The organism is Candidatus Binatia bacterium, from assembly GCA_035631035.1.
GTDB lineage: Bacteria > Eisenbacteria > RBG-16-71-46 > SZUA-252 > SZUA-252 > DASQJL01.
The window spans coordinates 163,829-186,246 of record DASQJL010000113.1; the positions used below are offsets into that span (position 1 = coordinate 163,829).

Below are 22,418 nucleotides of genomic sequence, written 5' to 3' on the forward strand. Positions count from 1 at the left end.
CTTGCCCTCACCTCCTTTCGCGGTGCGGCGCCACGTTACGCCGCACCCCTGGGGGTGTCAAAGGGAAATCGAGCGTGGGTATCGCGTTTTCGTCAGTAGCCGCCGCCGGTGAGAACGTTCTGCCCTCCGAACCCGCGGAGGCCGCGGCTTCCCTGCTCGTAGTAGACCTCCGGCAGCAGCTTCACGTTGATCTTGAAGTAGTACTCCTTGTTGTCGCCGGAGATGCTCCGCGTGAACTGCGCCTCCCAGCAGTGGAGCTCGCGCGTCACGGTGAAGCCCTGGGCGACCAGGTTCCGATGGGTGGCGTTGTACTGCGCGTGGTAGTCGAGGCGCCATCCGCGCGAGACGTTGAGCCCGAGCGTGCTGTTCACGGTCGACTCCGACACCCACTTGCCGGCCGGATCGCGGTTTCCGCTCAGGTTGACGGCGAAGCCGACCCGCCACGGCAGGCTGGTGGAGGTCAGCCCCTCGTTGACCAGGTAGTTCTGGCTGGTGCGCACGGCCGCCTCGCCCGGCTCGTCCGACATCGCCTGGATCGAGTCCTCCGCCGCGCGGGAGGTGCCCTGGAGCTGGAACCCGGTCGACGCGGTCATTCCCTTGAGATTCAACGTGTACGGATCGTGGGTGAAGGAAAAGGAGAAATCGCTTCGCTCGATCGGCCGGAACACGAGCGAGGTCTGGATGTCCGAGAGCGGGCGCCGGCCCTGCCGTTTCGCGAGGAGGTCGTAGCTCGCCGTCGTGTTCGCGGAGATCAGGCTGTTGATGATCTTGGGCCGGTCGGCGCTGCCCACCTTGACGTGGATGTCGTTCCGGAGCGAGAAGGTCAGATTCTGCTGCTCGAACGACGAGAGCCCAATCCCTCCGACGCCGGAGAACCGCGGCCTCAGGACTCCGGACGTATCGGTGAAGCTCAGCCCCTGGATCCGCGGCTGGTAGAAAAGGGTCACCGCCGGCGTGAGGACGTGCCGCAGCGCCCGGAGCGGCCCGATCGGATGCGTCATGGTGCCGAAGATCTGCGTGTTCGCACCGACCGACGCGTTCCAGGCCCCGCCGACGCGATTCCGGTCTCCCGCCTGGTCCTTGGAGTAGTACACCCCCTGGACGCCGAGGCGGGGCTGCAGCGCGAGCGGTCCCAGGTGGCGGGTGTCGCTCAGGCTGGCGGAATGGAGCATGGCGGTTCGGGCGTCCACGATCGAGTCGCGCAGGTCGGTCTGGTGCAGGAGGTCGGAGTACCGGTTCGCGATCACGTTGCGCTGGCTCAGGAGCCTCATGTCGTAGCTGTACACCGTCGTCGCCAGCCAGGGCAGGCGCGCGGGAATGCCGGAGCGGGCCAGCCAGCCGATCGGACGGGGCTGAAGGCTGAAGGTCGCGGTCGGCAGCTGCTGCTGGATGCGGGCGGCGCCGGGGTCGGGCGAGAGATCCTGGATGCGGGAGAGGCCGGCGGTCAGGCTGGCCCGGCTCCAACCCTTGGAGTAGCCGACGCTCGATCGGAGGACCCGATTGACCCGGTTCGCCAGGCTCTGCCCCACGGTGGGATCCCGGAGATACGCCGCGGAATTCGTGAGATTGAAGTCGGCGGTCAGCTGCGAGTTCGACCCCATCGGCTGGTAGTGCGTGCCCTCGAGATGCCAGTTCCGGGTCGGAGGGGCGGCGCCGAAGACATCCTGGAACGAGCCGGTGACCTGCCCGTGGTACGAGTAGCGCTTGGCATAGCGCAGGAGCCCGTGGGCGATCCAGTTGTTGTCCTGGAAGTAGTCGGCCGCACCCGTGAGGTCCAGGTAGTCGCTGACGGCCCAGTAGTAGCCCACGTTGCGCACGAACTTGCCGGCGGCCGAGCTCGAGCCGAACTCGAACTGGGGGAGCATGAACCCCGAGTGGCGGCCGCTGTTGATCGGGAAGATGTAGAAGGGGATCGCGAGGACCGGCACGTGCTTGATGTAGAAGACGACCGGCTTCGCGATGACCTTGTCGCGGAGGAGAATCCGCATCTTCCCGGCACCGAAGTGGTAGTGCGGGTCGGGCAGGTCGCAGGTGGTGTAGGTCCCCGATTTGATGTCCAGGATGTCCTCGGAAACCCGGAGCACCCGGTCGCCGGTCACGTACCCCTGCTCGTACTTCGTCCGCCCGGCCAGCACGGCGCCGCGCCGAATTGCCAGGTCGTACGTCATCGTCTGCCCCACGATCCGGTCGGAGCCGTCCTGGAGCACCGGGTTCCCCTCGGCCCGCATTTTCTGGGTGTCCGCGTCGAAGTGGACCTGCTTCGCCTTGAGATTCATCTCGCGGTAGACCACGGCGGCTCCCCCCTGCACGTCCACCGTGTTCCGCTTCAGGTCGTAGGCGATCTGGTCGCCGCTATAGAGGATGCGCTCCCGCTTCTCGGCCCCGGTCGTGTCCCCCTCGGCGGCCATGTAGTAGGTCCCCGACCCGTTCCCCTGGACCGTCGCGTGGCGGGGCTTTCCCTGGTCGAAGTCCACGACGATCGTGTCCCCGTTCGAGGCGTTCCGTCCCCCCTTGGCGCTGTCGGCAGCGGAGGGCCAGTAGAACGAGCTGGCGCGACCCACGATGACCGCGCGACGCGCGGCCTCGTTCTCGAGGTAGAGCGTGATCGTGTCCCCGCTCGCGGTGGTCCGCTCGGAGCGGCCCGCGACCGAGTCGGCCTTCGCCTCGTAGGCGACCTTCGCGTTGGGGCGCGCCTGGATCGAGGAGACCTTGTGCTCCACGAAGCGGATCTCCAGCGTGTCGCCGCTCGCCGAGCCCTCGGCGTCCCAGGCCTTCGGCGATTCGACGAGCAGGGCCCGGTTCTCCTTCCGGAAGAAGGCGGCGCGCCCGCCCGTGGCGCGCAGGCTGTCCCGCGCCACCTGGACCTTTCCCTGCGCGAACACGCGGTCGTTCACGCGGTCGAACTCGAGGGAGTCGGCGAGGATCTTCGTCACCGTTCCGTTCGACTCGGTCAATTCCAGCCGCGGCGTCTGATCGGCCCACGCGTAGTCGGCGCGCCGGTCGTACCGGACCCGGCCCGCGACGACGCGCGTGCTCTCGGCCGTGTCCACGGCATCCACGCGTCCCAGCGCGAGCACGACGTCGGTGTTCCGGTCGTACTCGATCCGATCGGCGTCCAGGGTGCGGGTGGAATCCACCATGTGGGGACGCCCCGTGATCACCGAGAGGTTCCTGTCGCGGTAGAGCCAGGCCTCGCTGCCCGAGATGCGGGTCCCCCGCTCCTGGATCCGCACGTTCCCGCGCAGGGTGGCGAGCCGCTGCTTCCGGTCGTAGGTGGCCTCGTCGCCCCACATCGTGGTAGTGCCGTCCACGATCTTCACGTTGCCCCGGAAGATCACGTACTCCCGCGTCCGGTAGACGAGCGCGGAGTCGCCGGTGACGGTGGTCGTGCCATGGATCAGCGTGGGATGGATCGCCGTGTAGACGTTCTCGGCCCCGGTGAGGGAGCCCTCGAGGCGGTCGGCCTGCAGCCGGTAGGTCTCCGCCGGCTGCGCGCGCGCCGCCGACGGGGGCACCAGTACCAGAAGGAACGAGACGATCGCGGTCGCCAGGCTCCACGCGCCCGTCAGGGTTGCGCGCCCGGCCGCGCTGCGCGCGTCCGGTTCATATCGCACGCGGCACCTCGCGCCCCAGGGCCGCCATCGCCTCCGGCATGAGATAGAAGGAGCCGGTGACCACGACGACGCCTCCCGCGGCGCGCGCCCAGTCGACGGCGCCCCGCACGGCGGCGGCGGGATCGGTCTCCACTTCGCAGCTCAGGTGGCCGGCCGGGACGACGCGGGCGAGCGTCGCCGCCGGCGTCGCGCGCTCGCCGCCGAACTCGGTCAGCGTGAACCGGCTCGCGATGCGAGCGAGGGTGGCCAGGATCGCCTCGTGCGCCTTGTCGCGCGAGAAGGCGGCGACCACCGCGACGCTCCGTCCCGGAAAGAGCGCCGCGACCGTCTCGACCAGGGCGCGCGCCCCCTCGGCGTTGTGGGCCACGTCCGCGAGCACGGGAGGGTCCTCGCCCAGGACCTCGGCCCGGATGGGCCAGCGCGTCGCGGCGAGCCCCTCGAGGATCGATCGGGCGATGACCGGAGCGGGGCGGCCCTCCAGCGCCACCTCGGCGGCGAGCGCGGCGAGGGCCGCGTTCCGCGCCTGATGAAACCCCAGGAGCGGCGTGCGGGCCGTGCCCGCGAAGGAGGGCGTCCTGATCCACACGTCGGTCCCGGCGCGCGTGAGCCCGCGCGCCGCGTAGCGCCCGTCGCGCCCCATCAACAGGACGCGCGCTCCCTGCCGCACGGCGGCCTCGAGGATCTCCGAGCGCGGCTCGGCGCGGCGGACCCCCAGCACCAGCGTGCCGCCGGGCTTGATGATCCCCGCCTTCTCCGCCGCGATCCGCCGGAGCGTGGGTCCCAGGATCTCGGCGTGATCGGTCGAGATGGTGGTGATGACGGAGGCCCTGGGGACGAGGACGTTGGTCGCGTCCAGGCGCCCTCCCAGACCGACCTCGACCACCGCCATGTCCACCGCTTCGCGCGCGAAGTGGTCGAAGGCGAGCGCCGTCGCCGCTTCGAAGAAGGAGGGGCGCTCCTCCTCGAAGTGCGGCCACCAGCGCTCCAGCGCCTCCTCGAGCGCCGCGTCGCCGATCTCCGCGCCGTCCACGCGAATCCGCTCGTGGAACCGCACCAGGTGGGGCGAGGTGTAGAGGCCGGTCTTCAATCCCGCGGCGCGGAGGATCGAGGCGAGATGCGCCGCGGTCGAACCCTTGCCGTTGGTGCCCGCGATCAGCACGGAGGGGAACGCGCGATCGGGCCGGCCGCCGCGCTCCAGCAGCCGCTCGATGCCGAGGAGGCCGAGCCGCATGCCGCTGCGCTCGAACCGATAGAGCTCGTCGAGGCGCCGCGTGAGCGGAGCGCCCACGGTGCGGGTCATTCCTGGGAGGCGGTCTCGGTCGGGGTCGGCTCGGGGGTGGATACGGGAGCGGGGGGGCGCTCGGCTGCGTTCGGATTGGCGCTCGGGTTCGCGGGGACGCCGTGCGCGGGAGACGGCGCGCCGGCGGGATGGCCGTTGTCGCTGGGCGAGAGTCCGACCGGCTCGGCCGCCGCCACCGACGCCGCCCGGAAGCGGGCCAGCGACTCGCCGGCGCGCCGCCTCGGCTTCTGCGGCAGCACCGAGGTCGCGGCGAAGAAGCGGAGCAGGTAGCCCAGCGTCTTCTTCAGCTCCTGCCGGTGCACGATCTGGTCGACCATCCCCTTCTTCATCAGGAACTCCGAGCGCTGGAAACCCTCCGGAAGCTCCTGGTTGATCGTCTGCTTGATCACGCGCGGGCCGGCGAAGCCGATCAGCGCCCTCGGCTCGGCCAGGATCACGTCCCCCACCGACGCGAAGGAGGCGGTGACGCCTCCCGTGGTGGGATGGGTCATGACCGAGACGTAGGGGATCCGCGCGTCGGAAAGCCTCGCCAGGAGCGCGTTCGTCTTCGCCATCTGCATGAGGGAGAGGATCCCCTCGAACATCCGCGCGCCGCCCGAGGCGGAGAGGATGATGAGCGGCCGCCGCGTCTCGATCGCGAGCAGGATGCTGCGGGCGATCCGCTCCCCCGCCGCCGACGCCAGGCTCCCGCCCAGGAAGGCGAAGTCCATGATCGCGACGACGCACGCGTGGGACTCGATCGTTCCGTCGCCGCAGAGCACCGCCTCGGTGAGGCCGGTCTCCTCCCGCGCCTTCTTCAGACGGTCGACGTAGCGCTTGGAGTCCTTGAACCGGAGGGGATCGGTGGAGACGACTTCGGAGAAGCGCTCCTGGAAGGAGCCCTCGTCGAGGAGGATCTTGGCGTAGGCGCGGGCGGAGATGCGGAAGTGGTACCCGCACTTCCCGCACGTCCAGAGGTTCCGCTCGAGCTCCTTGTGGTACAGGATCTCGCCGCATTCCTCGCACTTGACCCAGAGCCCGTCGGGCAGGTCCCGCCGCCGTTCTCTAGCTTTGAGCCCTTCCTTGGCCTTGCGAAGCCACGTCATGCGCTGGGTCCCTCCGGGAGGGTTCGGAGCATGACAATAGCATCCTCGCTGGGGTTGCGGTAATAGTTCTTGCGGATGGCAATATCGATGAAGTCGTTCTTGTAATAGAACTTACGGGCATTTTCGTTGGACTCCCGGACCTCCAGGGTGACCCTCCTGGCCCCCCGGCTCCGGGCCGCTTCCACCAGGTCGTCCAGGAGGAGCTGGGCCACCCCCTGCCGCCGCTCGGAGGGGTCCACGGCCAGGTTTCCGACGTGCGCCTCGTCGGCGACCAGCACGGCGCACAGGTAGCCGACCAGCGCTCCGTCCCGCTCGGCAAGCCGCGCGTAGGTCCCCCCGCCGATCATCAATTCGGACCGGAACATCTCGCGCGACCAGGGATCGGTGAAGGAGGCCCGCTCGATCGCGAGGACCTCGTCCAGGCGCGCGACGGTGAGCGGCCGGACCCGCACCGGCTCCCCGCGTCGGGCGAGCGCGGTCATCGCGCCCCCGGCTTCCGCGCGTTCGGCGCGCGGCCGTAGAGCGGCGCGGCCTCGAGCAGATCGGCCCCGGCGCCCGCGGCGAGCGCGACCGCTCCCAGCTTGGCCACGGCGGGGCCGAGCGGCACCGCCGGCAGCGTCGTTCCCCCCAGATCGAGCACCCATTCCTCCAGCGCTTCCGTGGCCGCGGCGACGGGAACATCGGCTCCCGCGCGCTCGCGCAGCCGGTCCAGCACGTCCTCTTCGGGAACGACCTCCGGCCCCCACAGGAGCCGCGCCCGGTCGTCCCCCTCCTCGACACAGCCGTCCCAGAGCGCCGCCATCACGTGGCCGCGCTCCCCCTGGGTCAGGGTCGCGAATCGGGGCGCGCTCCTCCGATGAGCGTGCGCCGCCGCATCGTGGGACGGGATCATGAAGAGCGGAATCCCGGCGCCCAGCGAAGCGCCCTTCGCCCACGCGAGCCCGATGCGAAGCCCCGTGAAGGAGCCGGGCCCCGCGGAGACCGCGATGCCCGCCAGGTCCGCCACGCGGAGTCCGCCGCCCGCGAGGAGCCGCTCGATCGCGGGCGCGAGCCCGCTCGAGTGCCCGCCCTCGGGAAGCCGGACCGGCTCGCTCCCTTCGCCGTCCCGCGCGAGGGCGATCGAGCCGCGTGGCCCCGCCGTGTCAATTCCCAGGATAAAGCGCATGGCTCCATCGGTCGCGGTCCAGTTGTCCCTCGCGCGCCGTCTCTTCCCACCGGCTTCCCCGCGGACGGATCCGGAGCTCCCGCCCGCCCTCGGGGACGTAGCGAAGCTCCAGCTCCAGGCGATCCTCCGGCAGGCGGTCCTCCGCGCGGTCGGCCCACTCCACCAGCACCACCGCGTCGCCCTCGGCGAGGTCGGCCAGGCCCAGCGTCTCGATCTCGGCCGCCGCCGCCATCCGGTAGAGGTCGGCGTGCACGATGCGGGGCCCCTCGCCGTAGACCTCGACCAGCACGTACGTCGGGCTCCGCGAGCGCATGCCCGGATGGACGCCCTCGACGATGCCCTGTACCAGCGTCGTTTTGCCCGCGCCGAGCGCGCCGGTCAGCGCGATCCAGTCGCCGCGGCGGAGCAGCGTGCCCAGATGGCGCCCGAACGCGCGAGTCTCGGACTCGGTGTGGAGCAGGGATCGGATCTCGACCGGCATCGGGGGCTACCCGCGCGGGGTCATCACCGCGACGGGCAGGATCATCTCCTCGAGCGAGATCCCCCCGTGCTGGAAGGAACCCCGGTACTTGTTCTCGTATTCGTGGAATCGCGTCGGATAGACGAAATAGAAATCCTCCTTCGCGATGATGTAGCTCTTGTGCGCCCCGTCGGCGGGAAGGCGGAAGCGCGCCGGGTCCTTCACGTGGACCGCCTGCCGCGCCTCGCACGAGAGATTCGTCCCGAACTTGAACCGGAGGTTCGTCGAGGTCTCCCGGTTGCCGTAGACCAGCGCCGACCGCCGGCTCAGCACCGCGCCATGGTCGGTCGTCACGACCACCAGGCCGTCCTGCTTGGCCAGCCACTTCAACGCGTCGAAGAGCGCCGAGTGGAGGAACCACGAGCGCATCACCGAGCGGAAGGCCGACTCGTCGGGAGCCAGCTCCTTGAGCAGATCCGACTCCGACCGCCCGTGGGCCAGCATGTCGAGGAAGTTGAACACGATGGCGACCAGCGGCGAGTCGCGCAGCGTCGCGATGTTCCGCCGCACGTTGTTCGCCTCGTCCGCGTTGTAGACCTTGATGTACTTGGCCGGTTTCGTCTTCAGGTCGAGCCGGGCGAGCTGGGCCTCGAGGAGCTGGCGCTCATAGCGGTTCTTGCTCCGCTCGTCGCCCGACCCCTCCTGCCAGAATTCGGGGTGCGTCTTCCGGATCTCTTCGGGGAAGAGGCCCGAGAAGATCGCGTTCCGCGAGTAGGGGGTGGCGGTGGGCAGGATCGAGACGTGATGATCGAGCGCGATGTCGAAGAAGGGGCGAAGCAGCGGCTCCACCGTGAGCCACTGGTCGAGGCGCATGCAGTCGATCACGATCAGGGTGACGCGGCGCCCCTGGCGCATCGCGGGGGCCACCCAGCGCGACACGACGTCGGTGGAGAGCGCCGGCGCATCCTCGCCGCGCGCCCATCGCTCGTACGATCCTTCGACGAGCTGGGAGAATTCGACGTTCAGCTCGCGGCGCTGGTCGGCCTGGGCCTGCTTCAAGCCCTCGTCGTCCACCCCGTCCAGCTCCACGTCCCATTGCGCGTTCCGCGCGTAGAGGTCGACCCACCCGCGCCAGCTGAGACCGCCCGCCGACTCCGCGCGAAGGCGCGCCAGCTCGGCCACGTAGTCGCGCGCGCGGCGCGAGTCCTGAAGCCGGTCCGACTCGAGAATGCGCTTCAGCGCGAGGAAGATCTGCGTGGGGCGGATCGGCTTGAGCAGGAAGTCGTCGATCCGGCGGCCGATCGCCTCGTCCATCAGGGACTCCGCCTCGTTCTTCGTGACGAGAACGACGGGGAGCGACGGATGCTGCTCCTTGATCGCCTCGAGTGTTTCGAGTCCGCCCAGCCCTGGCATGTTCTCGTCGAGGAGGACGGCGTCGAAGCGCTCCCGCGCGGTGCAGGCCACGGCGTCGGCGCCGTTGGTGACGGGCGTGACCTTGTACCCCTTCTCCTCGAGCAGCAGGATGTGGGGCTTCAGCAGGTCGATCTCATCATCGGCCCACAGGATCTTCTTTTCGGACGAGCTCATGCGTGGGGGGCTTGCCGATGGAGGGAAACCGGGAGCGCCACGGCGACGGTGGTTCCCCGGCCGGGCGCGCTCTCCACGATGGAGATCCGTCCCCGATGGTACTCGCGCACCACCCGGCTCGCAAGCGCGAGGCCCAATCCCCAGCCGCGCCGCTTCGTCGTGAAGCCCGCCTCCAGGGCCTGCCGCCGCTCGGCCACGGTCATGCCGCGGCCGTTGTCGCGGACCCGCAGCTCCACCAGCCGCTCTTCGCGCCGCCAGAGGAGCGACACCTCGATCGTCGCGTCCGGCTTGTCCGCCGCGTCGAGCGCGTTCTTCATGAGATTCTCCACGACCCACGTGAAGAGCTCGCGATGGAAGGCGACGGGCGGGATCGGATCGTAGCGCTCGGTGATCGTGACCGACCGGCCCAGCGTCGGAAGCCGGCTCCGGACGTAGTCCACGGTCTCCGCCACGGCGCGCGTCAGATCCCCTTCCGCCAGCGCGGGCGTCGCGCCCACCTGCGAGAAGCGGTTCGCGACCCGGTGCAGCCGGTCCAGGTCCTTGTCCATCTCGTCGGCGATCGACTCCATGCGCGCGGGATCGGTCTTCCCCTCCTGGCTCGCCTCGCGCAGGACGGAGGTCCAGCCCATCAGCGAGGAGAGCGGCGTGCCGAGCTGATGGGCGGTCTCCTTGGCGAGCGCGGCCCAGAGCGAGCGCTGCTCGCCGGCCTTGAGCCCGCGGTATCCGGCGAAGCCGAAGACCAGGAGGAGCACGATGCCGCCGAACTCGATGTACGGAATCCATCGAAGCTGCGCCGCCAGGGAGGGCTCGCCGTAATGGACGTAGCCCAGGATGCCGGGGTGCCCCAGCCGCACCACCGGGATCGGCCGGTTCACACGGTCGAGGCGCGCGGCCGTCTCCTGGATCCGCTTCACGACCGGAGGGATCACGCCGGTCGTGCCGGCGGCCGCGAGCACCGAATCGGGAACCGCCACCGGGTCGACGCCGATTCCCTTCCACGCGCGCGGCACGCCGTGCGTGTCGGTCAGCACCATCGGGAAATTGATGTCCCGGATCACCTCGAGGAAGATCGGCCGCAGCGTCGGCTGCTCGGCGGCGCCGAGCGTGGAGACCGCGATGAAGCGCGCGAGCACCGCGCTCAGGCTCCGCGCCTGCTCGTTCAGGCGGCGGATGACGAAATGGGAGTGGGCGACCAGGGCCATGCTGAGCACGACCATGGCCAGGAAGAGATAGACCTTGTAGGAGGGTCTGAAATCCCGCGGGGCTTCGCTCGCGCGCGCCAATTCGTCGCCGGGGGCCGCGCCCGTCTAGTCCGGGGTCAGCTCGCGCATTCCGCCCATGTAGGGAACCAGCGGCTCGGGAAGGAGGACCGTCCCGCGCTCCGTCTGGCCGTTCTCGAGTAGGGTGGCGAAGGTCCGCGGCAGGGCGAGACCCGACGCGTTCAGGGTGTGGGCCAGCTCCGCCTTGCCCGTCTCGGTGCGGAAGCGGATCCCCGCGCGGCGCGCCTGGAAGTCCTCGAAGTTGCTGCAGGAGGAAACTTCCAGCCACCGCCCCTCGCCGGGCGCCCAGGTCTCGAGGTCGTAGCACTTCGCCGCGGCGAAGGAGAGATCGCCCGCGGCGAGCAGCACCACGCGGTAGGCGAACCCCAGGGCCCGCAGCACGTCCTCGGCGTCCCGGCAGAGCGACTCGTGCTCGTCGTAGCTCGTCTCCGGCCGCACGATCTTGACCAGCTCGACCTTGTCGAACTGGTGCACGCGGATCATCCCGCGCGTGTCGCGCCCGTACGAGCCCGCCTCGCGGCGGTACGACGCGCAGTAGCCCACGAGGCGGATCGGCAGCTTCCCCCCGTCCACGATCTCTTCGCGGTAGATGTTGGTGACGGGGACCTCCGCCGTCGGGTTCAGGTACAGGTCCTCGTCGGCGATGCGGTACATGTCCTCGGCCAGCTTCGGGAGCTGCCCCGTCGATTCCAGGCAGTCGGAGCGGACCAGGTGCGGCGGCCAGACCTCGGTGTAGCCGTGGTCTCGTGTGTGCAGATCGATCATGAAGTTGATGAGCGCGCGCTCCAGCCGGGCTCCCTTCCCCGTGAAGAGCAGGAAGCCGGCCCCCGCGATCTTGCCGGCGCGCTCGAAATCGAGGAGGCCGAGCGAGGTCGCGAGGTCCCAGTGCGGCTTGGGCGCGAAATCGAATTTCTTCGGCTCGCCCCACGAGCGGACGACCTGGTTCCCGTCCGCCTCAGCGCGTGGCGTCGAGGGATGGGGAACGTTCGGGATCCACTTGGAGAGGCGGTCCAGCTCCGCGTCCACTTCCGCCAGCTCGGAGTCGAGCGCCTTGATCTCCTCGCTCACCCCCTTCATCGCGGCGATCGCGGTGGCGGCATCCTCGCCGCTGCGCTTCTTCCGGCCGATCTCTTCCGAGGCTTCGTTCTTCCGGTGCTTCAGGGCCTCAGTCCGGACCAACAGCTCGCGCCGCCGCTCGTCGCGCTCGAGATACCGGGGAAGATCGACCGGCACCTTCTTGTACCGGATCGCCTCCTCGACCCTGTCGCGATCGGTGCGGACGCGCTTGGCGTCGAGCATGTCAGTTGCTCTCGGCGGCGGCCAGCGCGCTGCGGCCACCCTCGGCCAGGAGCCGGCGCGCGAGCCGCTCGCCGATCTCCGCCGCTTCCTTCGGCTCGCCCGTTTCCGTGTCGCGGAACAGGCGGGCTCCGTCGCGCTCAGCGACCACGCCCTCCAGCTGGATCGACGTGCCGTCGTTCTGCGCCAGCGCGCCGACCGGGGCGCGCGCGTCGGCGCCCAGCGCCTTGAGAAAAGCGCGCTCGGCGTCGAACTCGGCGTGCGCGTCGGGATCGTTCAGGTGCTTGGCGGCCTTGACGAGGTCCTTGTCGCTCGAGCGGACCTGGATCACGGCCGAGCCCTGGCCCGGCGCCGGGATGAGCACCGCTGTGGTGAAGATCTCGGTGACGCGGTCCTGGAGCTTGAGATGCTCCACCGCCGAAGCGGAGACCACGAGGCCGTCCACGTCGCCGCGCTCGAGCATCTTGATCCGCTCCTCCAGGCTCCCCGCGAAGTCCACGATCCGGAAATCGTTCCGGTAGTTGAGGAGCTGCGCGCGGCGGAGCGCGGTGTGCGCCGATAGCGCCGCCCCTTCGGCCAGGTCGTCGAGGATGGCGTCGTCGGGCGCGATGAGCACGTCGAAGGGCGTGAAGCGCGTGGTGACGGCGGCGATCGCGACGCCCGAGGTCGCCGGCGAGGCGTCCTTGGCGTTCTGGATCACCATCTCCACCTCGCCCTGCGTGAGCGCGTGCTCCAGGGCGCCGCCGGGCCAGGGCGACGTGGTGCGCCGGCCGGGATCGGCGATCGGGACGAACTGGATCGTCGCTCCGCCCAGATGCGGGCGCAGCTCCTCGGCGGTCTGCTTGCCGATCGACATCCCGAGGCGGTTGCCGCGAACGCCGATTTTGATGGTGTGGCTCATGGGAGTGCGAGGCTAGCACAACCGGACAGGGTGCGCACGCCCGGCGCCATGGCGCCTAGGCCTGCCGCAACGCGTCCACGACCTCCATCGACGCCGCCTTCCGCGCCGGGAAGAATCCGCCCACCAGGCCCATCGCCGCGGAGAACGCGATCCCGGCGCCCAGCATCATCGGCGTCACGTCGAAGCGGAAGGCCAGCTCGCTGAAGGTGGCGAAGCTCATGGTGCTCGTCGTGAAGGCGCGCACGGGCAGGGCCAGGAGGCAGCCGATCAGGCCGCCCAAAAGAGCCAGCAGCGTCGACTCGATCAGCACCGAAAGGAGCACCGCGCCGCGGCTGAACCCGATGGCGCGCAGCGTGCCGATCTCCTTGGTGCGCGCGCCGACCGAGGCGTACATCGTGTTCAGCGCGCCGAACACGGCGCCGAGCGCCATGATCAGCGTGACGAAGGTGCCCAGCGTGCGGAGCAGCGTGGCGAGCTGCCCCGACTGGCCGGCGTAGAACTGGTCCTCGCGGTGCACGGTCACGCTCATCCGGGGGTCGGCCTCGAGCCGCTTCTTGAGCGCGGCGAAATGCGAGGGGTCGTCCAGGCGAAGGATCACGTTCTGGTAGACCGGGCGGTCGAAGACCGGCATGAACAGCTCGACGTCGCCCCAGATCTCCGAGTCGTACGCCGTGCCGCCGGCGTCGAACACGCCGACCACGTTCCACTCCCGTCCCGAGAGCTTGAGCTTGTCCCCCACGGTGGCGTGCTGGAAGCGCTCGGAAACCATCTTCCCGACGACGATCTCGTCGAGGCCGGGGCGGAACATGCGGCCGGCCGCCAGGCGCACGCCGGGGCGGAGCGCCGCCGACTTGCGGCCGATGCCGCGGACGACGACGTTCGTGGTCGTGCCCGACTTGCGCGGGAGGTTCCAGATCACGAGCAGCTCGGCCGTCGAGAGGGGCAGCCCGTCGGGGGCGCGGGCGATCTCGGGCTGGCTCTGGACGGCGGCCGCGACCTCGCGGCTGATGATGCTCGTCAGCTCCGCGGTCGAGCCCGATCGCACGATGATCGCGTTGTCCGGCGAGCCGGTCGTGCGAAGCGCCGCCTCGAATCCGCCCGCGAGGGCGAGGGTGAAGATGAAGACCCACGCGACGAGCGCGATCCCCAGCGCGGTGAGCGCGGTGCTCACCCGCCGCTGTCCCAGATTGCGCACGTTGTAGACGAACGGGATCCGCGCCATCAGGCCACCTTCCGGAGCGCGCCCGCGATCTGCAGCCGCGCCGCCTGGAGCGCGGGAACCAGTCCGCTCAGCAGACCCATCCCGACGGCCAGCACCATGCCCCAGCCCACCGTCTCCGGCAGCACGCGGAAGTTCGGGAAGAAGCCGTTCGCCGTGAAGTCGGAGCGCCAGAAGATCAGGTAGGCCGCGCCGCACCCGATCACGCCGCCCGCGACGGACAGGATCAGCGCCTCGGCGGCGATCAACCGGAGGATCAGCCCGTCCGGGAATCCCAGCGTCTTCAGCACCGCGATCTCCGTGGTCCGCTCGCGCGCGGCCATCAGCATCGTGTTGATCGTGACCAGCACGATCGCGAACACGATGGCGGAGCCGAGGATGGTGAGCAGCATGCTGACGTTCCCCATCATGGAGATGAACCCGGCCTGGAACGATTTCTCCGTCTCGGTCTTCGTGGGTTGCGGGCTGTTCTCGAACATCGCGTCCACCGCATCGCTCACGCGGGCCGCCTCCGAAGCGGAGCGCAGGCGGAGCCAGTAGATCCCGACCTGGTTCTTGCGGACGTCGGGCATCGATTCGTTCAGGTAGTCCCAGTGGAAGAAGATCGTGTTCTCGTCGATGTCCTCGGTCCTTCCGGTATAGATCCCGCGCAGGATCAGGGGCCATTCCCCGGGATAGATCGTGCCGGTGAGCGGAATCGTCTGCCCCAGCTTCCACCCGAACTTCTTCACGATGTCCCGCCCGGCGATGCAGGCCCTTCGCTCGCTCAGGAACGCCTGGCGCTGGTCGGGCGAGAGCTCCACCTCGGGGTAGATGTCGAAGAAGTGCTCGGTATCCACCGCGAACTGGGCGTTCTGGTTCTTGGGGTCCTGGTAGTAGCCGCCGAACCAGTTGCTAAAGCTCACGGTCTGCACGCCCGGGACCTGCGCCAGACGGTCGCGGTAGGCGAGCGGGAGCGGAAAGACGAGCGAGGCGGCATGCCGGACCACGAGGCGGGTGTCGTCGGACACCCGGATCGCCGCATCGAACGACGTCATCACCGTGCGCAGCGTGCAGAAGAGGAAGAGCGCGAGCGCGATCGAGGAGACCGTGAGGAAGGTGCGCCGCTTGGACCGCGCGAGGTGGGCCAGAACGTAGCGCAGGAACTTCACGCCTGGAGCACTCCCTTCTCGAGATGCCGGGTGACGTGCGCGCGCTCGGCGGCGTGCGGATCGTGCGTCACCATCACGATCGTCTTCCCCATCTCCGTGTTGAGGCGCTGGAGGAGCGTCAAGATCTCGCCCGCGTTCCGCGCGTCGAGGTCCCCGGTCGGCTCGTCCGCCACCAGGAGCGTCGGGTCGGCCACGATCGCGCGCGCGATGGCGACGCGCTGCTCCTCCCCGCCGGAGAGCTGCCGCGGGTAGTGCCGCGCGCGATCCTCCAGTCCCACCAGCCGCAGCGCCAGCGCGACCCGCTCGCGGCGCTCCTTCGCGGAGAGCCGGGTCAGGAGGAGCGGCAGCTCCACGTTCTGCTGCGCCGTGAGCACGGGAATCAGGTTGTAGAGCTGGAAGATGAACCCGACGTTCCGGGCGCGCCACGCGGCGAGCTGGTTCGAGGAGAGCGCCGTGAGCGATTCCCCCGCCACGATCACTTCTCCCTCGCTCGGGCGGTCGATGCCGCCGATCAGGTTCAGGAGCGTCGATTTTCCGGAGCCGCTCGGCCCCATCAGGGCGAGGAACTCTCCGGACTTCACGTCCAGATCGATCCCGGCCAGCACGTCCAGCACGTTCTGCTCGCGCCGGTAGCGCTTGCTCACGTTGCGGAGCCGGATCAGCGCTCCGTTGGTTCCGGCCTCACCAGGCATGGGTCCCCCAATCCGGGTTCTTCGATCCGCCCGCCGGCTTGATGCGGGCGCCGTCCGCCAGCTTCCCCGGCGGATCCAGCACGACCAGCTCGCCCGGCGCGAGCCCGCCCGACACGACCACGCGATCCTCGCCGTAGGGGCGCGGTCCCACGGTGCGAAGCGACGCGCGCCCCTTCTCGGCCACGAAGACGACGGCGCGGCCGCCCCGGTCGGCGACGGCGCCCTTGGGGATCGTCACCGCAGCCGAGGGGACGCGCGTTCCGCCGGCTGCCGGCGTCGCGTCCCCGAGGAACGTCACCTTGGCGCCCATCTCGGGGAGCACGCGGGCATCCAGGGAGTCGAACGTCACCTTCACGAGCACGGTCGCTTTCTGCCGGTCGGCGGTGGGCACGATCTGCCGCACCCGCCCCGGGTAGCGGTCCCCGGGATAGGCGTCCAGCGCGATCTCGGCGCGCATCCCCTCGTGCGTGCGCGCCACGTAGCCCTCGTTCACGTCCACGTCCACTTCCAGCGTGGTGAGGTCGGCCATCGTCACGATCGCGCCGCGCGTGAGGCCTCCGCTGGAGGGGATCGGGCTCACGATCTCCCCGACCTCGGCCTCCTTCCGGAGCACCGCGCCGGAGAAGGGCGCCCGGATGAAGGTGCGCGCGAGGTCCACCTGCGCCGCCGAGAGCCGGGCCCGCGCGTTCGCCACCGACGCGGCCGCGCTCTCCACCCGCGCGTCCGCCACCTTGGCGCGCGCGTCGGCCTCGTCGTAATCGGATTGACTCACCAGGCCCTTCGCCAGAAGGGCCTGGAGGCGCTTGCGCGCCAAACCCGCCTCGTAGGCGCTCGCCTCCGCCTCCGACCGCGCCGCCCGCGCCGTCGCCAGCTCCGCCTGGGCGCTTCGGACGGCGGCGCGCTGCTCGTCGTTCCGGAGCACGCCCAGCATCTGCCCCTCCCGGACGCGGCTCCCCTCGGCGACGTAGAGCGCCTCGAGCCGCCCCGCCACCTCGGTGGAAACGGAAGCGCGGCGGCGGGCGACGACGTAGCCGTTGGCGGTGAGGACTTCGGGGGCCGCGGCGCCGGGCGCGCCGCCGACCGACTCGGCGGGAGCCACGCGCACTTCGACGGCGCGAGTACGATTGGCGAATAGGAAAGCCGCCGCGATGAGCAGGAGGGCCAGGCACGCGGCGATGACGACTGCGTTTCGCCGCGTCCGCTCACGCGGCCGCGGCGGACTTCTGTCGATGCGGAGCCCGGACAGATCGGCCGAGCGTGAATCGGTCACGCCGTGACGCCTTGCTCCGCCTCGATCCCCAGCTCGGCCCGCACCTCGCGCACGGCGTCCACCATGACGCGCAGCTTCGCGAACGCCTCCTCGACGGTGCGGGTCTTCAGCCCGCAGTCGGGATCCACGTACATCTGCTCGGGGCGGAGCACCTCGAGGCCGCGGCGGATCCCTTCCTTCACTTCCTCTTTCGTCTCGACACGGTGGCTGTGGACGTCGAGCACGCCGTAGCCGATCTCCTTCGTGAACGGGTGCGCGCGGAAGCGCTCCAGGAGGTCGTAGCGGCTGTTCGCCATCTCGAGGTCGATCATGTCGACCGGAAGGTCGAGCAGCGCGGGGTAGATCACGTCGAAGTCGCCGTAGCAGATGTGGGTGATCGTCTTGGCGGTGAGCCCCTGGACGGCGCGCCCCAGCGCCTTCACGGCGAGGGTCAGCTCCTCGGGACGCACGGAGACCGCCGGCTCGTCGATCTGGATGAACCGGGCACCCGCCTCCTGCAGCGCGAGCGCCTCCTCGTTCACGGCCACGGCCAGGTCCATCGCCATCGCCTCGCGCGAGGGGTAGTGCTCGTTGAACGACCAGTCCATCATCGTGTAGGGGCCGGTGAGCATCCCCTTGATCGGTTTCCGCGTCAGCGACTGCGCGTATGTCCACCACGAGACCGTCATCTCCTGGTCGCGGCGGATCGGCCCGACCGCGATCGGCTTCCGGTAGTAGCGGTTGCCGTAGGAGCGCACCGGGTTCGAGATGGCGAAGCCGGGCATCCGCTCGGCGAAGTAGGTGGTCATGTCGCCGCGGTAGAGCTCGCCGTCCACCAGGATGTCCAGCCCCGCCTCTTCCTGCTGCCGGATCACCTTCGCCGTCTCCTCCCGCTCCATGGCGAAGAGCCGGTCGGCCGACAGCTCGCCGCGCGCGTGCTGCTGGCGCGCGCGCTCCAGCTGCGGCGGCTTGGGGAAGCTTCCGACGGTGGTGGTCCAGAGTCCGCGCGGCATCATGACGTCCTCTCTCCGGCGAGCCGGGCCGCCTCGACGAGCACGGCGATCTTGGCCTCCGCTTTGTCCGCCGGCAGGTACTCGAGGCTGGCCGTCGGGGTGATCTGGTAGTCGAGATCCGGGCGCAGCCGGGCGGCGCGCTCCGCGAGCTTCGCGATGGTCTCGCCGTCCTCCAGCCGCGTGTTGCGGGCGTCGATCAGTCCGAGGGCGACGCCGCGCCCCTCGGGAAGGAGCGGGATCAGCTCCCAGCCCGCCGGGGCTTCGACCAGGTCGAGACCCAGCGTGTTCCAGGGAAGGTCGCGGATGGCGGCGAAGACCGGATTCGGCGCGCGGAACGGCACGTGGACCACGGTCCGCGCGGCCCGCCCTTCGAGCGCGGGCAGGAGCGCGGCCCGGATCGCCGCGGCGTCTTCGCCGCGCGCGCGTCCCAGCCACGGCTCCTCGAAGTGGATCCACGTCGCGCCGGCCTCTTCCAGCGCGGCGGCTTCGCGCGCCAGGGCCTTCCCGATGGCCTCACCGGCCGCGACGGCATCGCCGTAGTGGAGGTCCTTAGAGAACCGGTAGAGCGAGTAGGGTCCCGGCAGGAACGCCTTGACCGGCTTCCTCGTCATGGCCGCGGCGGCCAGGTAGTCGCCGACCGTGATCGGGCCCTTCCACGCCACGGGACCGACGATCTCCGGCTGGCGGTAGTACGTGTTGGTGTCCAGATAGCGGATCAGTCCCGCGATGCGCATCCCCTCGAGGCCGCGCGCCACGTAGGTCTGGGCGTCCTCCCACCCGGCGCTGCCGTCCATGAGGAGGTCGAGCCCGGCCCGGTCCTCCATCTCCAGCGTGCGGCGCGTCGTCGCGCGGACCGCGTCCGCCACGTCCTGATCGGTGGCTTTACCCTGGTCGCGGCGGTTCAGCGTCACGCGCAGGTTCACGTCCCCCGAGCGGGTCGGGAGCTTGGGATAACTCCCCGCGAGCGTCGTCCGGAATTGCACGGTTCCTCCTGGGAGGGTGGAAGTACGTAACGAGTCCAGGATGCTACTAGAGAAGGTCTTGGGGAACAAGACGCGCGGGGCGCCTCCATGGCAGGTTCCTTGCAGCCTCTGAGCCGCTCCGGCGCAAGCGATGCGGGAGGGAGCGTCGAAGGACGACAAGGAGCGCACCATGACACGCGAAACCTCGAATGTGCCCACGAAGACGGACGCGCTGCGTGAGAGCCCGGCCTTTTGCGGCTTCTCGGTGAACGACCTTCGCCAGGCGAAGGACTTCTATGGTGGGACCCTCGGGCTGGACGTTCGGGAAGAGAACGGAATGCTCCATCTCCGCCTCTCGACCGGCGCGAACGTGCTCCTCTACCCCAAGCCGAACCATCAGCCGGCGACCTTCACCGTCCTGAACTTCCCGGTCCAGAACGTCGATCGGGTCGTGGACGAGCTGACGGCTCTCGGCGTGCGGTTCCAGCATTACGGAGGGGAGATCCAGACCGACGCCAAGGGGATCCATCGCGGCAAGGGACCCGTGATCGCCTGGTTCCAGGATCCGGCCGGGAACATCCTCTCCGTGCTGGAGAAGAAGTAGCTCCGGCCGGCGCTCAGACCGTGACGGCCCGGGCCCTGGGCTCGGGCCGCGTGGTCTCCGGCCGGGCCGGCTCCGCCATGCGCGGATAGAACGCCGCGAGCAGCGCGACGAGGACGACCGTGGCGAGCACGAAGACCGATCGCAGCCCGAAGCTCCCCGCCACGGCGCCGCCCACCAACGGACCGGTCAGATTCCCCATCATGAGCGCGGTCGACGTGACCCCCATGATGCCCGCGCGGCGCTCGGCGGGCGCGCGGATCCCGATCATCGCCTGCACCGAGGGGACGATGCCGCCGACGAACGCCCCGTAGCCGATCCGGAGCAGGAAGAGCTGCCACGCGCGCGCCACCAGCGCCTGCGGCAGCGCGAACAGGGCGGCTCCGACGAGGGCGCGGCCGAGCACGGCCCGATACCCCTTTCGGTCCCCGCGCCGCCCCCACCGCGGCGCTCCGATCGCGCTCGCCACCCCCGTGATCGCGAAGATCGCCCCCGTCGTCGTGGCAAGGAGGCGTCCGCTCGCGCCCAGGTACTCCACGTAGAGCGCCATCACCGGCTGGATCGCCATCAGCGCGAACTGGCTTCCGAAGAGGACGAAGAAGAGGAGCCGGAACTGCGGCGTCCCGAACACCGTCTTGTAGTTCTCGAACACCTGGCCGAAGCCCGCCTCGCGCGGCTCGGGAAGGTCCCGCGGCACGAGGAGGATCACCGCGATCCCCGCCGCCAGGTTCATCGCCGCCGTCACGAAGAAGATCTGCCGGTAGCCGATCGCGTCGGCCAGGGCGCCCCCGATCAAGGGGCCGAGGATCGTGCCGGTGGGAATCGCGGTCTGGAGGGTGCCGAGGGCATACCCCATCCGCTCGCGCGGCGCCTTGGACGCCATCAGCGCGAGCGCGGCCGCGATGAAGCCGGACACCGCGCCCTGCGCCACCCGCAGCACGAAGAGCTGCGGCACGGTCCGCGCGAAACCCATCAGCAAGGTCGCGAGCGCGAGCCCGAGGCTGGCGCGCACCACCATCAGCTTCCTGCCGTGCTTGTCGCCCAGCACGCCCCACACCGGTGTGGCGACCGTCGCGGCGAAGAAGGGGGCCGCGAACAAGAGCCCGCTCGTGAATTCCAGCTTCCCCGGCTCGGTCACGCCCAGCTGGCGCAGGTAGAGCGGGAGGAACGGCAGGAACATGCTCATGCCGAGCATGGTGAAGAACTGCGCCGTCCAGAGCGCGAAGAGGGTGCGCTTCCAGTCGTCGAGCCTTCGGAAGCTCCCGAGAGGCCCGTCGAGCGCGCGGATGGCGGGTCAGCCCGCCTGGCCCGCGCAGGCGGCGCACGGGCAGATGCGGCGGAGGTAGTCGAAGGCGTAGATTCCGGTCGTGTGGCCGTCGCTCCAGTCGAAGTGGAGCGCGTAGTTCCCGACGGTGCGCGCGGCGGCGATGAAGACGCTCGGGTCCACGTGCTCCTCGAAGACGAGGCGCTCGCCGGTGGTCTCGCTGACGCACTGGGCGCACGGACAGCGGCCGCGCAGCGTGCGCGCGGGGTAGACCGACTCGTGCCCGTCCTCCCAGCGGATCGTGAAGCGCTCGCCCCCCTTCTTCTTCAGCTCCACGGGGGTCGTCTCCTCGGGCAGGAGGGCGCGGGCCATCACTCCTCCACGATCGAGAGCGTGAGGTTCCGGAACGCGCGGATGCTCACCTGGCGGGCGAGCGCACCGGCCACGTCGGACATCGCCTTCCCCGAGCTCGACTCCGGCTCGGCGACGACCACCGGCGTCCCCTCGTCGGCCGCCCGGCGGATCGCGGGATCGAGCGGGATCGAGCCCAGGAAGGGCACGTCCAGCGCTTTCGCCGCCTCCTCGGCGCCGCCGTGGCCGAAGAGATCGTCCCGCCCCCCGCAGTGCGGGCAGACGTAGTAGGACATGTTCTCGACGATGCCGAGGATCGGCACCTTGGTCTGCTGGAACATGCGGAGCGTCTTCATCGAGATCTGGAGGCCGACGTCCTGGGGCGTCGAGACGATCACGCCGCCCGTGACCGGCACCGTCTGCACCAGGGTGAGGTGCACGTCCCCCGTGCCCGGGGGCAGGTCCACGATCAGGTAGTCGAGCTCCCCCCAGTTCACGCCCAGCAGGCACTGCTGGACCGCCTTGTGCGCCATCGGCCCGCGCCAGATGAGCGGCTGGTCCCCGGGCGTGAGATAGCCCATCGACATCACCTTCGTGCCGTGAGCGTCGCCCGGCTCGATGGTGTTGTCGGCGCGCGGCTCGGCGGGGCGCGGCCCGCGCATCATGATCGGGATGGAAGGGCCGTAGATGTCCGCATCCAGGAGCCCGACGCGCGCGCCGCTCCGCGCGAGGGAGGCCGCGATGTTGGCGGCGACGGTGGACTTGCCGACCCCTCCCTTTCCGCTGCCGACCGCGACGATGTTCTTCACGTTCCGGAGCGCGGCCGTGCTCGGGGACGGCGGACGCCGCACCTCCGCGGTCATGTTCACGCGGGCGTCCGCGACGCCGGGAATCGCGAGCACCGCCTGGCGCGCCTGGTCGCGAAGGCGATCCTTGACGGGGCAGGCGGGGGTGGTCAGATTGACGTCGAAGGCCACCCTCTCCCCCTCGATCTTCATGTTCCGGACGAAACCGAGGGAGACGATGTCGCGGTGGAGGTCCGGATCCATGACGGATCGAAGGGCATCCAAGACTTGGGCTTCCGTGACGGGGGCCTGGGCCATCATCGCTCCTCGAAGGGTGTGGGGGGCGGGATCGGACGGAACATCATAACGCATACGGCTCCTGGGCGGAAACCGGCTCCCAAACGCCAGTTCCGCCGGTTCGGATTCCCCTACTGAGGTAGACG

General features: G+C 70.0%; 20 protein-coding genes. 1 reads left to right on the forward strand and 19 read right to left on the reverse strand.

Annotated elements, in window-relative coordinates; translation table 11 throughout:
- Positions 1 to 92: 92 nt before the first annotated feature.
- The 16 genes from VE326_13020 to VE326_13095 all read right to left on the reverse strand — a co-directional run bounded on the left by VE326_13020 (position 93) and on the right by VE326_13095 (position 18,995).
- Positions 93 to 3,614, reverse strand: a complete 3,522-nt coding sequence (locus VE326_13020; protein ID HYJ34126.1) for a putative LPS assembly protein LptD — start codon at positions 3,612 to 3,614, stop codon at positions 93 to 95.
- On the reverse strand, positions 3,604 to 4,914 hold the full coding sequence (locus VE326_13025) for a folylpolyglutamate synthase/dihydrofolate synthase family protein (protein ID HYJ34127.1): 1,311 nt from the start codon (positions 4,912 to 4,914) through the stop codon (positions 3,604 to 3,606). The genes VE326_13020 and VE326_13025 overlap by 11 nt, the downstream gene beginning before the upstream one ends.
- The gene (gene accD, locus VE326_13030) at positions 4,911 to 5,999 is read right to left on the reverse strand and encodes an acetyl-CoA carboxylase, carboxyltransferase subunit beta (GenBank protein ID HYJ34128.1); all 1,089 of its coding nucleotides are present in this window, start codon (positions 5,997 to 5,999) and stop codon (positions 4,911 to 4,913) included. The genes VE326_13025 and accD overlap by 4 nt, the downstream gene beginning before the upstream one ends.
- On the reverse strand, positions 5,996 to 6,481 hold the full coding sequence (gene rimI / locus VE326_13035) for a ribosomal protein S18-alanine N-acetyltransferase (protein HYJ34129.1): 486 nt from the start codon (positions 6,479 to 6,481) through the stop codon (positions 5,996 to 5,998). The genes accD and rimI overlap by 4 nt, the downstream gene beginning before the upstream one ends.
- Positions 6,478 to 7,164, reverse strand: coding sequence for a tRNA (adenosine(37)-N6)-threonylcarbamoyltransferase complex dimerization subunit type 1 TsaB (gene tsaB, locus VE326_13040; GenBank protein ID HYJ34130.1), 687 nt, complete (start codon positions 7,162 to 7,164; stop codon positions 6,478 to 6,480). The genes rimI and tsaB overlap by 4 nt, the downstream gene beginning before the upstream one ends.
- Positions 7,142 to 7,645 (reverse strand): tRNA (adenosine(37)-N6)-threonylcarbamoyltransferase complex ATPase subunit type 1 TsaE, encoded by a 504-nt coding sequence (gene tsaE / locus VE326_13045; GenBank protein HYJ34131.1) that lies wholly within the window; start codon positions 7,643 to 7,645, stop codon positions 7,142 to 7,144. The genes tsaB and tsaE overlap by 23 nt, the downstream gene beginning before the upstream one ends.
- 6 nt (positions 7,646 to 7,651) lie before the next feature.
- Positions 7,652 to 9,211: a bifunctional response regulator/alkaline phosphatase family protein gene (locus VE326_13050; protein ID HYJ34132.1), complete on the reverse strand. Its 1,560-nt coding sequence runs from the start codon at positions 9,209 to 9,211 to the stop codon at positions 7,652 to 7,654.
- Complete coding sequence (locus tag VE326_13055; GenBank protein ID HYJ34133.1) at positions 9,208 to 10,494, reverse strand: HAMP domain-containing sensor histidine kinase; 1,287 nt, start codon at positions 10,492 to 10,494, stop codon at positions 9,208 to 9,210. Before VE326_13055 ends, VE326_13050 begins: the two co-directional genes overlap by 4 nt.
- 24 nt (positions 10,495 to 10,518) lie before the next feature.
- On the reverse strand, positions 10,519 to 11,790 hold the full coding sequence (gene serS, locus VE326_13060; protein HYJ34134.1) for a serine--tRNA ligase: 1,272 nt from the start codon (positions 11,788 to 11,790) through the stop codon (positions 10,519 to 10,521).
- Between the two features lies 1 nt (position 11,791).
- Positions 11,792 to 12,688, reverse strand: a complete 897-nt coding sequence (gene hemC / locus VE326_13065; GenBank protein ID HYJ34135.1) for a hydroxymethylbilane synthase — start codon at positions 12,686 to 12,688, stop codon at positions 11,792 to 11,794.
- A 55-nt stretch (positions 12,689 to 12,743) separates the two neighbouring features.
- Positions 12,744 to 13,910, reverse strand: a complete 1,167-nt coding sequence (locus VE326_13070) for an ABC transporter permease (protein ID HYJ34136.1) — start codon at positions 13,908 to 13,910, stop codon at positions 12,744 to 12,746.
- Positions 13,910 to 15,058 (reverse strand): ABC transporter permease, encoded by a 1,149-nt coding sequence (locus tag VE326_13075; GenBank protein HYJ34137.1) that lies wholly within the window; start codon positions 15,056 to 15,058, stop codon positions 13,910 to 13,912. Before VE326_13075 ends, VE326_13070 begins: the two co-directional genes overlap by 1 nt.
- Positions 15,055 to 15,750 carry an ABC transporter ATP-binding protein gene (locus VE326_13080; GenBank protein ID HYJ34138.1) on the reverse strand — a complete coding sequence of 232 codons (696 nt, stop codon included), beginning with the start codon at positions 15,748 to 15,750 and terminating at the stop codon, positions 15,055 to 15,057. The genes VE326_13075 and VE326_13080 overlap by 4 nt, the downstream gene beginning before the upstream one ends.
- A complete protein-coding gene (locus VE326_13085; GenBank protein HYJ34139.1) occupies positions 15,740 to 16,849 on the reverse strand; it encodes an efflux RND transporter periplasmic adaptor subunit in 1,110 nt (369 codons plus the stop codon). Before VE326_13085 ends, VE326_13080 begins: the two co-directional genes overlap by 11 nt.
- A 167-nt stretch (positions 16,850 to 17,016) precedes the next feature.
- Positions 17,017 to 18,015 carry a methionine synthase gene (locus VE326_13090; GenBank protein HYJ34140.1) on the reverse strand — a complete coding sequence of 333 codons (999 nt, stop codon included), beginning with the start codon at positions 18,013 to 18,015 and terminating at the stop codon, positions 17,017 to 17,019.
- Positions 18,012 to 18,995 carry a hypothetical protein gene (locus tag VE326_13095; protein HYJ34141.1) on the reverse strand — a complete coding sequence of 328 codons (984 nt, stop codon included), beginning with the start codon at positions 18,993 to 18,995 and terminating at the stop codon, positions 18,012 to 18,014. Before VE326_13095 ends, VE326_13090 begins: the two co-directional genes overlap by 4 nt.
- Positions 18,996 to 19,164: 169 nt before the next feature.
- Here VE326_13095 and VE326_13100 point away from each other — a divergent pair, with 169 nt between their 5' ends.
- Positions 19,165 to 19,578 carry a VOC family protein gene (locus tag VE326_13100; GenBank protein ID HYJ34142.1) on the forward strand — a complete coding sequence of 138 codons (414 nt, stop codon included), beginning with the start codon at positions 19,165 to 19,167 and terminating at the stop codon, positions 19,576 to 19,578.
- A gap of 13 nt (positions 19,579 to 19,591) precedes the next feature.
- Here the strand turns inward: VE326_13100 and VE326_13105 are convergent, their stop codons facing one another.
- From VE326_13105 to VE326_13115, 3 genes are read right to left on the reverse strand one after another with little or no spacing between them, the layout of a single operon-like run.
- Positions 19,592 to 20,863: an MFS transporter gene (locus tag VE326_13105; protein ID HYJ34143.1), complete on the reverse strand. Its 1,272-nt coding sequence runs from the start codon at positions 20,861 to 20,863 to the stop codon at positions 19,592 to 19,594.
- A gap of 6 nt (positions 20,864 to 20,869) precedes the next feature.
- Positions 20,870 to 21,211, reverse strand: a complete 342-nt coding sequence (locus tag VE326_13110) for a DUF971 domain-containing protein (protein HYJ34144.1) — start codon at positions 21,209 to 21,211, stop codon at positions 20,870 to 20,872.
- Positions 21,211 to 22,347, reverse strand: coding sequence for an Mrp/NBP35 family ATP-binding protein (locus tag VE326_13115; protein HYJ34145.1), 1,137 nt, complete (start codon positions 22,345 to 22,347; stop codon positions 21,211 to 21,213). The genes VE326_13110 and VE326_13115 overlap by 1 nt, the downstream gene beginning before the upstream one ends.
- Between the last annotated feature and the right edge of the window lie 71 nt (positions 22,348 to 22,418).

Bases quoted from the DNA above. Each gene is read 5' to 3' on its own strand.
- VE326_13025 (HYJ34127.1), bottom strand. From the start codon at position 4,914: ATGACCCGCACCGTGGGCGCTCCGCTCACGCGGCGCCTCGACGAGCTC.
- accD (HYJ34128.1), bottom strand. From the start codon at position 5,999: ATGACGTGGCTTCGCAAGGCCAAGGAAGGGCTCAAAGCTAGAGAACGG.
- rimI (HYJ34129.1), bottom strand. From the start codon at position 6,481: ATGACCGCGCTCGCCCGACGCGGGGAGCCGGTGCGGGTCCGGCCGCTC.
- tsaB (HYJ34130.1), bottom strand. From the start codon at position 7,164: ATGCGCTTTATCCTGGGAATTGACACGGCGGGGCCACGCGGCTCGATC.
- tsaE (HYJ34131.1), bottom strand. From the start codon at position 7,645: ATGCCGGTCGAGATCCGATCCCTGCTCCACACCGAGTCCGAGACTCGC.
- VE326_13050 (HYJ34132.1), bottom strand. From the start codon at position 9,211: ATGAGCTCGTCCGAAAAGAAGATCCTGTGGGCCGATGATGAGATCGAC.
- serS (HYJ34134.1), bottom strand. From the start codon at position 11,790: ATGCTCGACGCCAAGCGCGTCCGCACCGATCGCGACAGGGTCGAGGAG.
- hemC (HYJ34135.1), bottom strand. From the start codon at position 12,688: ATGAGCCACACCATCAAAATCGGCGTTCGCGGCAACCGCCTCGGGATG.
- VE326_13070 (HYJ34136.1), bottom strand. From the start codon at position 13,910: ATGGCGCGGATCCCGTTCGTCTACAACGTGCGCAATCTGGGACAGCGG.
- VE326_13080 (HYJ34138.1), bottom strand. From the start codon at position 15,750: ATGCCTGGTGAGGCCGGAACCAACGGAGCGCTGATCCGGCTCCGCAAC.
- VE326_13090 (HYJ34140.1), bottom strand. From the start codon at position 18,015: ATGATGCCGCGCGGACTCTGGACCACCACCGTCGGAAGCTTCCCCAAG.
- VE326_13100 (HYJ34142.1), top strand. From the start codon at position 19,165: ATGACACGCGAAACCTCGAATGTGCCCACGAAGACGGACGCGCTGCGT.
- VE326_13110 (HYJ34144.1), bottom strand. From the start codon at position 21,211: ATGGCCCGCGCCCTCCTGCCCGAGGAGACGACCCCCGTGGAGCTGAAG.
- VE326_13115 (HYJ34145.1), bottom strand. From the start codon at position 22,347: ATGCGTTATGATGTTCCGTCCGATCCCGCCCCCCACACCCTTCGAGGA.